A 13,664-nucleotide genomic window follows, 5' to 3' on the forward strand; every position below is an offset into this window, starting at 1 on the left:
ATGCAGAGAGTAGAACGCGCTTCACGTTCACCTTTCCTGCCGCTTGAAACTGGCGTCCAGAAGACTAGAATTCTGGACTTGGGTGAGGACGTAGTTGGTCGGGAGCGATGACCACGGTGCATTTGGTAGAAGACGACGATGCTGTCAGAAACTCGTTGGCCTTCCTCCTGCGCGCGGCCCGATACTCGGTGCAGGTGTTCCCTTCCGCATACGAGTATCTTGCGTTCTCGGACTTGGAACGGCCTGATGTATCATCACCGATCTTCGAATGCCCGGAACCGATGGCCTTGAGCTTGTGCGCCTCATGCGAGAACAGGGCGACCAGGTGCCCGTCGTGGTCATAACGGGGGCGGTGATGCCGAGGTTTCCGAAGCGGCCCGACAAGCCGGCGCTCACGGCATCGTCCACAAACCGTTCAGCGACGAACGGATACTAATGGTTGTCCATGCCGCCATTGCGTCGCACTGCGTCCTCGGAGCGCCAATACCAACAGGCCTTCTGCCCTTCTGCGGCGAAGACGCGTGGCAGTTGGCTCCCTCCAGAAAGGAGAAAGCTCAACGGGCGAACCGCGTTTGAGCTACATCAATCAAGTCGAGGCCCCGCTCGCCTAGCCTACCGCCACAGCCGGTTCTGACCTTGGCTTCTCGGTGGCGGGCGCAGGGGCGTCTCGATCCAAGAGTAGGTCCTCCTTCCCGGCCATTTGCAGAATGGCGCTGCAAGCGGGAAAGCCCCATGGACAAGCGTTGGAAATACAACCTCTGGTACTTCGGCTTCGCGCTCCTGCTGTTTGCGGCGCTCCAGTTGTGGCTGGGATACCGCTCGGTCGAGACGATTACCTACACCGAGCTGCTAGCACGATTGAAGGCGGGCCAGGTCGCCGAGGTGACGATCACGGAGTCGATGATCGAGGGGCGCTACAAATCAGCGCAGGATGGGTACGCGTATTTCGTCACCCGGCGGGTCGATCCCGAGCTGGTGCAGGTCTTCACCGATGCTGGCGTCGAGATCACCGGCGCGAGCGACCAGAACTGGTTCGGCACTATCGTCTCCTGGGTCGCTCCGGCATTGATACTGGTCGGGCTGTGGTACTTCGTGTTCCGAGGCTTTGCCGAACGGGGCAGCCTCGGCGGCCTCACCGCCATCGGCAAGTCCAAGGCCAAGGTCTATGTCGAGACCGACACCGGTGTGACCTTTGCCGACGTCGCCGGCGTCGATGAGGCGAAAACAGAACTTCAGGAGATCGTGGCCTTCCTCAAGGACAAGGAGCGATACGGACGCCTTGGTGCACGTATCCCCAAGGGCGTGCTGCTGGTCGGCCCGCCCGGCACCGGCAAGACGCTGCTAGCCCGCGCCGTCGCCGGAGAAGCCGGGGTTCCGTTCTTTTCGATCTCGGGCTCCGAATTCGTGGAGCTGTTCGTTGGCGTGGGCGCGGCGCGCGTACGGGATCTGTTCGAGCAGGCGAGGAAGGCCGCGCCGTGCATAATCTTCGTCGACGAACTCGACGCGCTTGGCCGTGCCCGCACGCCATTCAGCAACCTCGGCGGCGCCGACGAGAAGGAGCAGACGCTCAACCAGTTGCTCTCCGAACTGGACGGCTTCGATCCGCGCGTCGGCATCGTGCTGCTCGCCGCCACCAACCGCCCGGAAATCCTCGATCCGGCGCTGCTTCGAGCCGGTCGCTTTGATCGACAGGTCACACTCGACCGACCCGACCGCAAGGGGCGCGCAGAAATCCTGTCCGTCCACCTCAAGAAGATTCGCCTAGCGTCCGGGGTGGACGTCGACCAGATCGCCGCCATCACACCGGGCTTTACCGGCGCGGACCTGGCCAATCTCTGCAACGAGGCGGCCATAGTCGCCACGCGCCGAGAAGCCGCCGACGTCACGATGGACGACTTCACCGCGGCGGTCGAGCGTATCGTGGCCGGCTCCGAAAGGCGCAGTCGGCTCCTGCAACCCCAGGAGCGGCGGCGCGTAGCCTATCACGAGCTCGGGCACGCGTTGGTGGCCGCCGCGATCACGGGAACCGATCCCGTCCACAAGGTTTCGATCATCCCGCGTTCCATAGGTTCGCTGGGCTACACCATGCAGCGGCCAACCGAGGACCGTTACGTCATTGCCGCAGGCGAACTCAAGGACCGCATGGCCGTCCTCATGGGCGGCCGGGCAGCGGAGCTGGTCATCTTTGGCGACTACTCGACGGGCGCGGCCGACGATCTCGCCAAGGTCACCGACATCGCCAGGCAGTTCGCCGCGCGGTTCGGAATGAGCGAAAGACTGGGGCACCCGGTCCTCGAGCAGGTGCTCCAGCAGTACCTGGATACACCGATGGCGAAATCCTCACGCGACTACTCGGAGGCGACGGCGCGCGAGCTGGACGTGACTGTGCGCGAGCTCGTCGCAGAAGCCTTCGACCGGGCACGGCATATCCTCGAAGGCAAGCACGACATCCTGGATAGCGGCGCCGAAATGCTTCTCCAGCGCGAAGTCATTACCCCGGCCGACCTGCCGGCCCTCGGCCCGGTCGGGATCGAGGCGCCCGGGCACCAATTGGCCTGATAAGTCCAGACGCCGATTGACCGATACCTTAACGAATCTTGTCGACCCCGTGCGCCTGCATCTGCCACTGCAAGCCCAGAACATTCATCGGGAAGCGCTCAACCATGCCCATGCGGCTTACGGGAATGACCCTCGGAGGAGAGAAGCAACACGCCGGACCGGCCAGGGCGCGATCAAGCGATCCTGGGTCAAACTCAACGGTAAGTGGGTTCATCGCTAGCAAGGGGGGACTCGCGCATCTGCAGGATCCTCGGGCCAGCCGCCGCTCGCCGGAGGCTTGAGGCAAGGAGACGCGCGGGGTGGCCGATCTAGGGTTTCATGGGGCGAGGAGACTCGACGATGTCCACAGACGCGCGGCGCGCGGAAATGGGACTGAGGGTCGCCATTTTCGGATGGAGCCCGACGATGTCCTCATCGCCCGGCCGTGGCCGAGCTGAAGCACGTAGGCCGTGAGCTAGGTGTCGTTTCCAAGAAGGTTGTTCAGCCTCTGGAATGGGCTGCGTCCGCCGAGTGCTGTATGTGGTCTGCTGAGGTTGTGTGCTGTGAGCCGGTGGAGCATCACCAGCCCGCCGGCGGCGAGGTAGGGCGCACCCAGCCTCATTGCCAGCCATATTCGTGGATCGCGAGCGGCAGCGTTACGGTGTAGGCGACGAGCGAAAGGGCCGCATTGGCGAGGAACAGCAACCTCTGCTCGATACGCCGGTCGATGACCGCCAACCCGGCGCAAGACAGGGCCACCGGAGCGGTGACCGCCCAAAGGTAGTGCTCGCCGAAAGCGTAGGTGACCTGGGTGTAGAGAAGCGCCAGGACCCCTGCGTTATTGGCAACGCTGATGATGAGGTAGAGGGCGGCGTCGGGGCCGCGGGTGTCGCTGGCCTGTGCAGCGAGGCCCAGAAAAACAGCAGCCAGTAGAGTACCAGGATTGCGCAGCTGACCCAGAAGGTCAGCGAACCCGCCTGAGTTCAACAAACCGTACCAATCAGACTGGACTTCCGCCGCGCAACGAGCGTTGCTGTTCCTCGACCACTCGTGTCGCCCTCGGCCCGGACCAACTCCGGGCTTTGTTCAGTGCAAGCCCTGCGATCCTCGCCGGGCCCCTGAACGAAGGAGGGCCAGATGGCCACCACCAAACTTACCGACGCCCAGCGCGTCATTCTCGCCGCCGCCGGAGCACGCGAGACCGGCCTCGTGCTGCCGCTGCCAAACTCACTCGGCAACAACCGCGGCACCCTTGGCGTCATCCTCAAAAGCCTGCTCACCCGCGAGCTCATCGCCGAACGCCCCGTCCAGCCTGATGAGGAAGTTTGGCGCGAAACCGAAGAGATGGGGCGTACTACCCTGATGATCTCGGCTGAGGGTCTGCAGCTCATGGGGATCGAGGCGAATAGCCAGGTGATCGAACAGAAAGGTGCGGACGGCACCGGTGCAGAGGGCGGCAGTATTTCGCCGAACCAGGGGAGTACGGCTGAACTCGGTGCCAACACCTCAACGCCCGAACCGAATGCCAGTGGAGCCGCACTTCCGAAAGGCGGCACCAAGCTCAGCGCCATGATCGCAGCCCTGTGCAAGCCCGAGGGCGCCACGATCCCCGAACTGATGCAGGCCACCGGCTGGCAGGCACACTCGGTACGGGGCGCCATGAGTGGCAACCTCAAGAAGAAGCTGAACCTCAAGGTCGTCTCCGACGTGATCGAGAACCGCGGCCGCGTCTATCGCATCGCCACCGGTGGGTCGGCTGAATGAAGAAGCGGTCCAGCTGGGAGGAGGTCGAGCGCGAAATCGCCGCGCTCGTCACCCTCGATACCAAGACACTCCAGGAGAGATGGGCGGCCCTATACGACCGAGATCCACCATCGCGTATCCGAGCCGGGCCACTCCGGCTCGGTATCGCCTACCGGCTGCAGGAGAAGGCGTTTGGTGGCCTCAAGCCGCAAACCGTTCGTCTCCTCCGAAAACTCGCCACCGAGTTGCGGGCTCAGCGGGCATCGACTCTCGGCGAGGCCGAGGTTGCCGCGGGGTTGCCCGTCCGACCGTCCGCTGTGCAGACTCTGACCCTCACGCCCGGCACCCGCCTGATGCGCGAGTGGAACGGCACGACGGAAGTCGTCGACGTGGTCGCCGATGGTCTCATCTGGCGCGGCACCACTTATCGTACCCTGTCGGCAGTCGCGGTGGCCATCACCGGCACAAAATGGTCGGGACCAAAATTCTTCGGCCTCACCCCTCCTAGGCCAAGGCTTCGGGGACCCCGAATGCACTCCCCAACCGAACGCGTGGCGGAGGTGTCGTGATGGGCGAGAAGAATACGTTTCGCTGCGCCGTCTATACCCGAAAGTCGTCAGAGGAAGGCCTCGAGCAGGACTTCAACTCGCTCGAAGCGCAGCGCGAAGCCTGCGAGGCCTACGTTCGCTCGCAGGAGCATGAAGGCTGGAAGCTCCTTGCGGACCGCTTCGACGATGGCGGTTTTTCGGGCGGCAACATGGAGCGCCCTGCCCTGCATCAGCTGATCGAGCTGGTGAAAGCGGGGCGCGTCGACATCATCGTCGTCTACAAGATCGACCGGCTGACCCGCTCGCTCACCGACTTCGCCAAACTGGCCGAGGTGCTCGACAAGCATGGTGTGTCGTTCGTTTCGGTGACGCAGCAGTTCAACACCACGACCTCGATGGGGCGGCTGATGCTGAATGTGCTGCTCTCGTTTGCCCAGTTTGAGCGTGAGATCACCGGCGAGCGCATCCGCGACAAGATTGCCGCGTCCAAGAAGAAGGGCATGTGGATGGGTGGGGTGCCGCCCATGGGCTACGACGTTGTCGACCGGCAGCTCGTCATCAACGAAACCGACTCGACGACGATCCGGCGGATCTTTGCCCTTTATTTGGACGAAAAGTCCGTCCCTGCCCTGCTCGATCGGCTCGAGCGCGAGAACATCCGCACCGCCGCCCGCTACTCGGCCAAGGGCAACCACTACGGCAACCGCCCCTTCACCCGCGGGCACCTATACAAGCTACTGGCCAACCCGATCTACGTCGGTCGGGTGCCGCACAAGTCGACCTCGCACCGCGGCCAACACGCCGCCATCATCGACAAGCCCACCTGGGACGCGGTGCAGACGCAACTCGCCGAGAACACCCAGGGTCCGCGCCGCCGGCGCCGCAGGGCCACTCCGCAAACCCATCTGCTGGAAGGACTGCTCCATGCCGAGTCGGGTGCTCGCTTCGTCCTAGGTGCCGCCAACAAGGGCTCAAAACGCTACCGCTACTACGTCGAGCAACCCAATGCAGACGTCTCTGGAGCCGATCGGCTCCCGCCGGCACGCTTGCCCGCGACTGAGATCGAGGCCGCGGTGGTCACAGGGGTTCAGAGTGTCCTCGTGGATCAGCGCGGCCTCCTGCACCGGCTGGATTCCGATAGCGCCACCGAGGCGCCCCTAGTGATGGAGGCCGCGAACCGTCTACTTCACGCGCTTGGCGGCCGGATCGATGCCGACCTGCAGAGCAAGCTCCGCCAAAGCCTGCGAAAGGTGGTTGTTGGCCACAACCGGATACAGCTCTTGTTCTCAGTCGCCAGTACGCGAGCCGTCCTCGGCATTGCCCGGCCCTCCGGCATTTGGCCGACCAATGGGCCTGAGGATGGCGAGTTCGCCGTGGTGGTGCCCTTCGCCACGGCCCGCCGCGGCCGGCAAATGAAGCTGGTGCTGCCTGGAGCCGGCAACGGCGCGACACCAAATCCGTCACTGGTGACGGCGATCGTGCGCGCTTGGGACTGGGCTGAGCGGCTCAAGACCGGAGAAGTCGCGTCAATGGCCGAGATCTGTGGCGCAGAGGGGTTCACGGACACCTATGTGGGACAGGTGCTGCCGCTGGCGTTCCTCACGCCCGAGCTGGTCGAGAGCATCCTCAGTGGTCAGCAGCCGGCAGGGCTGACCGCGCAGAAGCTCATTTGGCGGGAGCGACTGCCGCTGCTGTGGAGTGATCAGCTTGCCGAGTTCGGGGCCGATCTCTGATCTTCGTCTTGAGGACCAAAGACCCTTACGCGTCCGATGCGATGCGCTCGGCCGCGAGCCGGCATCTCTCGATCGCGCGCAGCAGGCGACGTTGCAGGCTTCTCTGTTCCGCTGGCGTCAGGCGTGGATTCTGCCCAGCAACAGCGAGGCCATGCGCGTCTTCGAGGCGGGCGGTGGCCAGGGCGAACCAGTGTCCGACGCGGTCCGCACGCTGGTTTTGACGATGCCGCAACTCCTGCCTCCAAACGAAACGTGTGAGGCACTGAGGCTTGCACGCGGTCGGAAGTCCAGGCGCCACGAGAAGAACTCCCTGCATCTTGCGAGTATTGCGCCCCAGTATTTCGGCCTTCGGGTAACGTCACCGTCACACGACGACTGTTACATGGTTCCGGACTTGGGGAGGCCGCCAAGGTGCTCTGCGCCCTGCTCATATCGTGTACCGGCTCCGCAATAACTTCTTCCACGGCGAAAAGTGGGACTACGGACTCCAAGACCAGCTCGCGAATTTTCGCCATGCCAACAACGTGATGATACTGGTGTTGCGCCTCTGAGGCGCTTCTATCGGGCGCCGGCAGATTGGCTACTGCGAGCCCATGTGGCACGATGAGCGTAGCCATAAGCCTGGGAATGGAACATGAAGAGCCTGGATGAAATCGCCGACGACCTAGCCGCCGTAGTTGCTATGCGCACCTCACCCGACTTTGGCATCAAGGTGGGTGGCGAGCTGTTCGACCACCTCGTCAAGACGGGCAAAATCACCAAAAAGACGTTCAGCGTCTTCGGCACAGGCGCCTTTCCGCTGGAGCTTCCCGCATACGACGGGAAACACTACGTCCTAGACGATTGGGAGCTCGGGGACCGGGAGTTCCAGGTAGGCACGCCGAAGGCGAAGTAGCCAAGCGTTTGCTCGTCGCATAAGTCCGTTGCAGAATCTCCGCATGATTTACGGCTACGCCCGCGTGTCCACCGACGGCCAGACGCTCGACGCGCAGCTGGAGCAATTGAAGGCCGCGGGAGCCGGGAAGGACACGCTCATGGTGACCAGGCTGGATCGCCTTGCCAGATCCACCCGTGACCTGCTGAACATCCTCGCCGCGCTCAGCCAGGAAGGCGCCGCCTTTCGTTCCCTCGCCGATGGTTGGGCCAGGGGCAAGAGCCTCGGCCGCCGGCATATCCTCACTCCGCACCAGCAGGCCGAAGCCCGCGACCGGAAGGCAGCAGGCGAATCCGTCCGGGAGATCGCCCGGAGCTACCACGTCTGCCCCAGCACAATTTCGCGATTCCCTGAATGACCACAATGGGCCGCCAAATCGAGCAGCTGCGTACAACTGTGGCGACCGCTATCGCTGACCACAAGGCATACGAGGTTCCTGCCCTCTGCACCTCCCTCGGTCTGGCGGAAGGCACCGAAACCGAGGCTTTCAGCAGCAAGTATCAATACGCGCTGAAACGGTTGCGCGGACACTCCGGCGCCGACCTCGTGGAAATCGCCCGGACCCTGCTGGACAGCAGAGACAACTTCGAGATGGCCGAGCTTGTCGCCAAGGTCACGGACTTCGGCGCCTCGGCGGTTAACGAGCTGACCCGCAAACGGATAGCGGCCGTGTTCAATGGCGCGCCCCTGTGCACCGAAATGGAGGACATCGACCTCATCCGCCGCGTGTGGCCCATCGCGACCATGCCGAGTCCGTCTCACGCGACGGCATTCAGCGAAGAGACGCTTGAGGACGCCATCTTCCAGCACACCGTCCGCAATGACGACTGGACCCAACAGGAACTGCTGCAGTACCTTGGCATCATGAACTGTTCACAGGAGCAGTTGTTCCGCTTCCTCGAGGCGGTAACGGACCCCCTCGCCCAATCGGCCGAGCGCCAGCAGCAACTGGCCACCGCAATCAATCAGCATCTTGCCCATGATGGCTTCGTCCTCGCGGTTGCAGGCCGCATATCGGGCAGCCCCAAGTACCAGGTCAGGAGGCTGGCCAAGGGTGTGCCGTCCGATGCGGAAATCACCGCTACGCTCGGAGCATTCAGCCCCGAGGACATCAGCGACCGTTGGCGCGCCGCGCTCGAGCGCAGGAGCACCGACCCCGCCGGAGCCATCACCCTGTCCCGCACCCTGCTCGAGGACGTGTGCAAGTGGGTGCTGACTGAGGCAGCGGTCCCCTACGGAGACAAGGACGAGCTTCCGACCCTCTACAAGAAGCTGGCCGGGGTGCTGAACCTGGCGCCGGACGCCCATACCGAGCAGGTGTTCAAGCAGATACTCGGCAATGCCCAGTCCATCGTTGAGTCACTTGGCGCCCTGCGCAACAAGCTGGGTGATGCCCACAGCGGCGGCCCTAAGAAGGCGAAGCCTCAGCCTCGCCATGCGGAGCTGTCGGTGAACCTTGCCGGCACAATGGCCACGTTTCTCGTTGCGACCTGGCGGGCCAAGCAGGATAACGTATCAGGGGGCGTGGCTTCATGATGACGGGTGGGTCGCCCTCCTCCGCGGACCGGCTGGAAACACTCCTAGCCAAAGTGAAAGCCCTGGCCGCGGAGTACTACAGCCTTACCGGGAAGCCATTGGGCGTGACCGGGGAGGTCGCCGAATACGTAGTCGCCAAAACCCTCGGGCTTGAACTCGTGCCGCCCCGCACCCACGGTTACGACGCCATCCGGCGGACCGCTGCCGGCGACGTCAGGATACAGATCAAGGGTCGCGCGATTGGCCCGAAGGCAAAGTCCGGAGAGCGTCTCGGGGCGATCAAAAGGGACGCACCGTGCGACACGGTTATTCTCGCCCTTCTTGATCCCGCGACCCTGAACCCACGTGAGATGTGGGAGGCCCCGTACTTGGCTGTTGTGGAACGGCTGGCTGTCCCGGGTTCCAAGGCCCGCAACGATCGGGGCTCGCTGGCGGTCTCCGACTTCAAGCGCCTGGCACGTCGCATATGGCCTGATCCAGCGGAAGTGTCGGTCGAATGACCAGGGGGAAGCGCCCGATCGACCGGCAGCGGGATGCGGCCTTCCAGATGAGCGTCGGATCCTTCGAGGATGGAGCCATCCTCGAGATGATCACGGTCGGCGATGCGCTCTACCTCATCGCGGAACGCGCAATCCACCAGGCGATGCTGGCCGACCAGATCGATCCGGACCGCAAGCACCCGGAGACGCCCCATACCAGCCAGCGAGTAGCCTCAGCAGGCGCGGAGTCGCCGATCGTGCGACGCTCATTTCTGCAGGCAGCGGCCCTGTTCCGTACCCCGTATCTGGGGGATACCGCCCTCAGCGAAGCCGGATTGAAGACATCGTTCGGTTTCATGCAGGAATTGCTGGCGGCCCAGCAGTCGCTCGCCGAGCTGCAGGCGGCCTTGCAGACCGCCGAAAAAGAACTTCCGATCAAGGGGCAGGCGGTTCACCTCCCCTCGCTGGCCGACGTGAGCTCTCGTACGGAGATCTTCGTCCAGAAGGCTGGCCGCGCCTCGCAGGCTCTCTATCAGATGCTCAAGGCGTTCTACGGCCACGACCTCGAAAAAGGGCTGTTTGACGGGGCGAGCAAGTTCATTGCCGAACGCTACGGCCCGGGGTCGCCGTTCGCTCAATTCGCCGTGTCGTTTGCCAACGTAGGCAAGCTCATTCGCAATATCCGTAACGCGGTTGAGCACCCCAAGCCCACCGAACGCCTCGAGATCCAGGACTACCATTTCCGGGACGGTGCATTGCACCGGCCAAGTGTGAGGGTTGTTCACCCCACCATGCAGGTTGATGAGACGCCGCTGGACCAGTTCATGAGCGAGATCGTCGAATACCTGACAGATGCCGGCGAAGGCCTGATCTTGCACTTGGCGGAAAACCACGTGGCTCGCATCGGGGGGCTAAAGCCCCATGTCAAGGAGCGCACCGACTACGAAGTGGGCCGGACAAAGGTACGCTTTGGCTATGTCGCCGAGATGGGCGGAAGTCTCGTGCCTTTCGGCTAGATCACGACTTCATGATGTCGTCAGGTCGACGTCAGTACCGTAGCTGTTCGCCAGCGTCGTCTCACCCTCTGGCCGTCGAGTGCCGCGGGGAAAACACGGGCGCCAGAGGGCGCCGAAATTCGATCCAGAATGGCTCCCGCCCTCCTTCGCACGCCGGCCGCTGCGTGCGCAGGCAGCGCCTATCGAGACCGTCGCATTTTGTTCTTGCTTTGTTCTGATCCTTCGGTCATGCTTGCACGAGCGCGATGTCCGCTTTACGAATTTCCCTCAAAATACTCGAGGGGCGAAGATGATCTTAAACAACCTGAATATTGGCGAGGTGATCTATCATCGAGTGCACCAGCGGTTGCTCGACAGAAAGCTCATCGCACCAACGTACGGAACGGCTGTCTTTAGCTTAGCTGGGGACGGACTTGATGTTTTTCGGGACAGGGTCGTTGCAGCGCTTGGTGCCGATGCAAAGAGCGTGACGATGCGAATCGAGAGCCACGGCGAAGGATCCGCCTTAGCAATTGCGCGCCAAATTGCCGCTGCGGGCTCTGAAGATGAATTCGCGCACCATGCGCGCGCTCGCCGATAAGCTCGCGAACGACCAAGATCAACCTAATTGGCCTGGCGGCTTACTCGTGGTGTTTAGGGGAAGCGTAGGGGTACCGTCACGGAAAGTGGTTGGAATCATCAAAGCTGAAACGGACGGAGGGTTTCAGCCGGTTGAGATCGGTCTTGAGTACCTGAAGAACCTTTTTATGACCCGCGAGTCGAAGCTCTATAAGATCGGCTTCTTTTTGAATGGAGGCGGCGACGACGACGCGCTCCCCGGCGGCTGGGTCTCCCACGTCTACGATAGCCACATGACGATGGCGAACCGCGACGCTGCAGCTCACTATTTTTACGGCCGCTTTCTAGGCTGCAGCCTACCCCTGAATGCCGCTAGGTTGACCAAAACCTTCTATCACGCCGCTAGAAAATTCATCAATGAGGCTGACCTATCAGACGAGGATAAGTCGGACTTGTTCACTTCTCTCTACACGTACATGAAAGTCGACAACACGCCGACCATTCATGCGGCTACGTTCGCGTCTCATTATCTCCCCGAGGACGTTCGCGACGCATTTTCCAACTACATGAAGGAAAATGACTTTCCAGAGAACGCAGTGCCTAAGGACACCTCCGAAATACAGGGTGCGTTGAAGAAGCGCAAAGTTAAGTTTCCTGGAGACATCCTACTGACCGCACCGCCCGATGTATATCAGCGGATGGTGGAAGTCAGCACCATCGACGGTGATGAGAACGATGGACAACCGCAGGCGTGGACGAAAATCGTGATCAAAGACCGCGTTCGTGAAATCGAATGACTGAGGATGAGTTCCTCGCCAAATGGCGCAAGGATGTGCCGGTCTACGAGGCGTGGGGCCAACATGTTGTCGAGAGAGTCCAGGCCGCGCTGGTGCCAATGATCGCACCAGTTGCTGCGGACGTGTTTCTCCGAATTCCGCCAAAGCCGCGGACAAAAGGCGAGGTTTCGTTCCTCGAGAAAGCATTTTACCGGAAGGCCTATGTCGACCCCTATGTCGATGTAACCGACAAGGTGGGCGTGCGGTTCGTCGTCCTAGTGGCGTCGCAGATTCAAATTGTGGAGAAGGCGCTGCTTAGCATCGCGGACTGGCATCACTCCAAAGACAAGGACTTCGAGGCCGAGCAGGCGGAGAACCCGCTGCAGTTCACCTACGCGGCCGTTCATTACGTCGTCTCGCCAAAGTCGGCGATTAGGGTGGGCGACCACCTTGTGCCCGCAGGCGCCCCTTGCGAGATCCAGATCAAAACCATCCTTCAACATGCATACAGCGAGATCACTCACGACACGATCTACAAGCCAAGAGTGAACGCGGCACCCGATCTGCATAGAGCTGCCGCCAAGAGTATGGCCCTCATCGAAGCAACGAATGACTACTTCGAACAGGTTCTCGGCAAAGTCAGCGAGATCATTAGTGGTGATCGAACGGTGACCGACGCCCTGGCTGAGGTGTACCGATCTGCGATCGGGAATGAACCCAGCCCGAGCAAGGCAGAGGGCCTCCTGCTTGACGCCTACAAGGACGACGTCCCCCCAAACCCGATGTCGACAATTAAGGAGATGCTGGAACAGCATCTATACATCGCCCAGCGTATCCGGGAGCGCAGTACCACTATGCTGCTCTTTCGACAGCCGTCGATCCTGGTTGCATACTGGCTTGCGCTGAACAAGCCGGTAGCAGCGAAAGCTCGTTGGCCGCTCCCGCAAGAGGCACTGAGACCGGTCTTCACTGACGTCGGTCGTAGCTTTGACGCCTGAATTGCCGGCGGCCTTAGAGATGACTTCGGCCTCCTGGCAGGTTGTTGCAACAAGTATCATCACATATTGTCGTGTGCCACTGGGAGGACTGGAATGACTAAATCGGCGTTTGTTGGCGCGGCGGCATTCTCGGCCATTCTGATAGTAACCAGCTTGGTCTCTGCCTCGGCACAAGAGTCCGACGCCTGCAATATCAAGGGCAATGTGAGCACCAGAGGCGAACGCATCTACCATGTACCGGGTCAGAAGTACTATGAGGAGACACGCATCAGCGCCTCACATGGCGAGCGCTGGTTCTGCTCCGAGGAAGAGGCGCGTGCCGCCGGCTGGCGAAGGTCACGGGTTTGAGGGCGATTTCGAAGACTCGCTTTCTCTAACGCAGGCCGCTGAGGCCAAGTCGGCGTCACCCCACGCGGGCATAACGTTTGCTCCTTGGCGCCAAGCGGATCTTCATCTCGACTACCTCCTGCCCTGTGGTCAGTCCGCTGTCTACTGGTGGGGTGAAGCACGCGACGGTCAGTGGACGAACGACGAGAAGGCTGCAACCCGCTTCGAAGCTGTCGTCAGTGTTCCGAGCGCTGAACTCTGGCTCCTCCTTGACTTCGCCAACACCCAGGCTTGGCTTCACCGCAACAAAGCGCTGACGCGCCTACGCCAGCATCTTCCGGCTACGAGAAGGGCAACCAAGGCATGTATGCTGCCACCGGCGAGCACCTTCCGACCGCCACGCAAGGAGCGACGGCGCTCAGGGCGCAATTCGTGCGCTGCCGGGCGAGGACGCCCACACTGATGTGCACGAGCTTGT

At 62.0% G+C, this 13,664-nt stretch carries 17 protein-coding genes; 15 read left to right on the forward strand and 2 right to left on the reverse strand.

Translation table 11 applies throughout. The features are described 5' to 3' along the window. Positions 1-253: 253 nt before the first annotated feature. The 3 genes from J0I99_RS20320 to J0I99_RS16215 all read left to right on the forward strand — a co-directional run bounded on the left by J0I99_RS20320 (position 254) and on the right by J0I99_RS16215 (position 2,779). A complete protein-coding gene (locus J0I99_RS20320; protein ID WP_367115447.1) occupies positions 254-436 on the forward strand; it encodes a response regulator in 183 nt (60 codons plus the stop codon). A 296-nt stretch (positions 437-732) separates the two neighbouring features. Further along, positions 733-2,559 carry an ATP-dependent zinc metalloprotease FtsH gene (gene ftsH / locus J0I99_RS16210; protein WP_291398610.1) on the forward strand — a complete coding sequence of 609 codons (1,827 nt, stop codon included), beginning with the start codon at positions 733-735 and terminating at the stop codon, positions 2,557-2,559. 49 nt (positions 2,560-2,608) lie between these two features. Beyond that, positions 2,609-2,779: a ChaB family protein gene (locus J0I99_RS16215; RefSeq protein ID WP_291391195.1), complete on the forward strand. Its 171-nt coding sequence runs from the start codon at positions 2,609-2,611 to the stop codon at positions 2,777-2,779. Positions 2,780-3,156: 377 nt separating this feature from the next. Here the strand turns inward: J0I99_RS16215 and J0I99_RS16220 are convergent, their stop codons facing one another. Then, entirely contained in the window at positions 3,157-3,525 is a 369-nt protein-coding gene (locus J0I99_RS16220; protein ID WP_291391192.1) for a hypothetical protein, read from the reverse strand. 150 nt (positions 3,526-3,675) lie between these two features. Between J0I99_RS16220 and J0I99_RS16225 the strand changes: the two genes are divergently transcribed. From J0I99_RS16225 to J0I99_RS16235, 3 genes are read left to right on the forward strand one after another with little or no spacing between them, the layout of a single operon-like run. Next, on the forward strand, positions 3,676-4,302 hold the full coding sequence (locus J0I99_RS16225; RefSeq protein ID WP_291391193.1) for a DUF3489 domain-containing protein: 627 nt from the start codon (positions 3,676-3,678) through the stop codon (positions 4,300-4,302). Further along, complete coding sequence (locus J0I99_RS16230) at positions 4,299-4,850, forward strand: DUF2924 domain-containing protein (protein ID WP_291398611.1); 552 nt, start codon at positions 4,299-4,301, stop codon at positions 4,848-4,850. The genes J0I99_RS16225 and J0I99_RS16230 overlap by 4 nt, the downstream gene beginning before the upstream one ends. Beyond that, positions 4,850-6,562 carry a recombinase family protein gene (locus J0I99_RS16235; RefSeq protein ID WP_291398612.1) on the forward strand — a complete coding sequence of 571 codons (1,713 nt, stop codon included), beginning with the start codon at positions 4,850-4,852 and terminating at the stop codon, positions 6,560-6,562. The genes J0I99_RS16230 and J0I99_RS16235 overlap by 1 nt, the downstream gene beginning before the upstream one ends. A gap of 25 nt (positions 6,563-6,587) precedes the next feature. Here the strand turns inward: J0I99_RS16235 and J0I99_RS16240 are convergent, their stop codons facing one another. Further along, positions 6,588-6,794, reverse strand: a complete 207-nt coding sequence (locus tag J0I99_RS16240; RefSeq protein WP_291398613.1) for a hypothetical protein — start codon at positions 6,792-6,794, stop codon at positions 6,588-6,590. A 402-nt stretch (positions 6,795-7,196) separates the two neighbouring features. Between J0I99_RS16240 and J0I99_RS16245 the strand changes: the two genes are divergently transcribed. The 9 genes from J0I99_RS16245 (at position 7,197) to J0I99_RS16285 (ending at position 13,207) form a co-directional block, all read left to right on the forward strand. Then, positions 7,197-7,457: a hypothetical protein gene (locus J0I99_RS16245; RefSeq protein ID WP_291398614.1), complete on the forward strand. Its 261-nt coding sequence runs from the start codon at positions 7,197-7,199 to the stop codon at positions 7,455-7,457. Between the two features lie 43 nt (positions 7,458-7,500). Continuing rightward, positions 7,501-7,854, forward strand: a complete 354-nt coding sequence (locus J0I99_RS16250; RefSeq protein WP_291398615.1) for a recombinase family protein — start codon at positions 7,501-7,503, stop codon at positions 7,852-7,854. After that, positions 7,851-9,032, forward strand: coding sequence for an abortive infection family protein (locus tag J0I99_RS16255; RefSeq protein WP_291398616.1), 1,182 nt, complete (start codon positions 7,851-7,853; stop codon positions 9,030-9,032). Before J0I99_RS16250 ends, J0I99_RS16255 begins: the two co-directional genes overlap by 4 nt. Continuing rightward, a complete protein-coding gene (locus J0I99_RS16260; RefSeq protein ID WP_291398617.1) occupies positions 9,029-9,532 on the forward strand; it encodes a hypothetical protein in 504 nt (167 codons plus the stop codon). Before J0I99_RS16255 ends, J0I99_RS16260 begins: the two co-directional genes overlap by 4 nt. Next, positions 9,529-10,527, forward strand: coding sequence for a hypothetical protein (locus tag J0I99_RS16265; protein ID WP_291398618.1), 999 nt, complete (start codon positions 9,529-9,531; stop codon positions 10,525-10,527). The genes J0I99_RS16260 and J0I99_RS16265 overlap by 4 nt, the downstream gene beginning before the upstream one ends. A 289-nt stretch (positions 10,528-10,816) precedes the next feature. Continuing rightward, positions 10,817-11,107 (forward strand): hypothetical protein, encoded by a 291-nt coding sequence (locus J0I99_RS16270; protein ID WP_291398619.1) that lies wholly within the window; start codon positions 10,817-10,819, stop codon positions 11,105-11,107. Then, entirely contained in the window at positions 11,073-11,882 is an 810-nt protein-coding gene (locus J0I99_RS16275; protein WP_291398620.1) for a nucleoid-associated protein, read from the forward strand. Before J0I99_RS16270 ends, J0I99_RS16275 begins: the two co-directional genes overlap by 35 nt. Further along, positions 11,879-12,859 (forward strand): RelA/SpoT family protein, encoded by a 981-nt coding sequence (locus J0I99_RS16280; protein WP_291398621.1) that lies wholly within the window; start codon positions 11,879-11,881, stop codon positions 12,857-12,859. The genes J0I99_RS16275 and J0I99_RS16280 overlap by 4 nt, the downstream gene beginning before the upstream one ends. A 93-nt stretch (positions 12,860-12,952) precedes the next feature. Next, positions 12,953-13,207, forward strand: coding sequence for a hypothetical protein (locus tag J0I99_RS16285; protein ID WP_291398622.1), 255 nt, complete (start codon positions 12,953-12,955; stop codon positions 13,205-13,207). Positions 13,208-13,664: the final 457 nt, after the last annotated feature.

Origin of the sequence: Devosia sp. (genome assembly GCF_017307495.1) — a bacterium.
Classification (GTDB): Bacteria; Pseudomonadota; Alphaproteobacteria; order Rhizobiales; family Devosiaceae; genus Devosia_A.

Excerpts from the sequence above, each read along its gene's own strand:
- ftsH (WP_291398610.1), top strand. The coding sequence starts at position 733 with ATGGACAAGCGTTGGAAATACAACCTCTGGTACTTCGGCTTCGCGCTC.
- J0I99_RS16225 (WP_291391193.1), top strand. The coding sequence starts at position 3,676 with ATGGCCACCACCAAACTTACCGACGCCCAGCGCGTCATTCTCGCCGCC.
- J0I99_RS16230 (WP_291398611.1), top strand. The coding sequence starts at position 4,299 with ATGAAGAAGCGGTCCAGCTGGGAGGAGGTCGAGCGCGAAATCGCCGCG.
- J0I99_RS16235 (WP_291398612.1), top strand. The coding sequence starts at position 4,850 with ATGGGCGAGAAGAATACGTTTCGCTGCGCCGTCTATACCCGAAAGTCG.
- J0I99_RS16245 (WP_291398614.1), top strand. The coding sequence starts at position 7,197 with ATGAAGAGCCTGGATGAAATCGCCGACGACCTAGCCGCCGTAGTTGCT.
- J0I99_RS16250 (WP_291398615.1), top strand. The coding sequence starts at position 7,501 with ATGATTTACGGCTACGCCCGCGTGTCCACCGACGGCCAGACGCTCGAC.
- J0I99_RS16255 (WP_291398616.1), top strand. The coding sequence starts at position 7,851 with ATGACCACAATGGGCCGCCAAATCGAGCAGCTGCGTACAACTGTGGCG.
- J0I99_RS16260 (WP_291398617.1), top strand. The coding sequence starts at position 9,029 with ATGATGACGGGTGGGTCGCCCTCCTCCGCGGACCGGCTGGAAACACTC.
- J0I99_RS16265 (WP_291398618.1), top strand. The coding sequence starts at position 9,529 with ATGACCAGGGGGAAGCGCCCGATCGACCGGCAGCGGGATGCGGCCTTC.
- J0I99_RS16270 (WP_291398619.1), top strand. The coding sequence starts at position 10,817 with ATGATCTTAAACAACCTGAATATTGGCGAGGTGATCTATCATCGAGTG.
- J0I99_RS16275 (WP_291398620.1), top strand. The coding sequence starts at position 11,073 with ATGAATTCGCGCACCATGCGCGCGCTCGCCGATAAGCTCGCGAACGAC.
- J0I99_RS16280 (WP_291398621.1), top strand. The coding sequence starts at position 11,879 with ATGACTGAGGATGAGTTCCTCGCCAAATGGCGCAAGGATGTGCCGGTC.
- J0I99_RS16285 (WP_291398622.1), top strand. The coding sequence starts at position 12,953 with ATGACTAAATCGGCGTTTGTTGGCGCGGCGGCATTCTCGGCCATTCTG.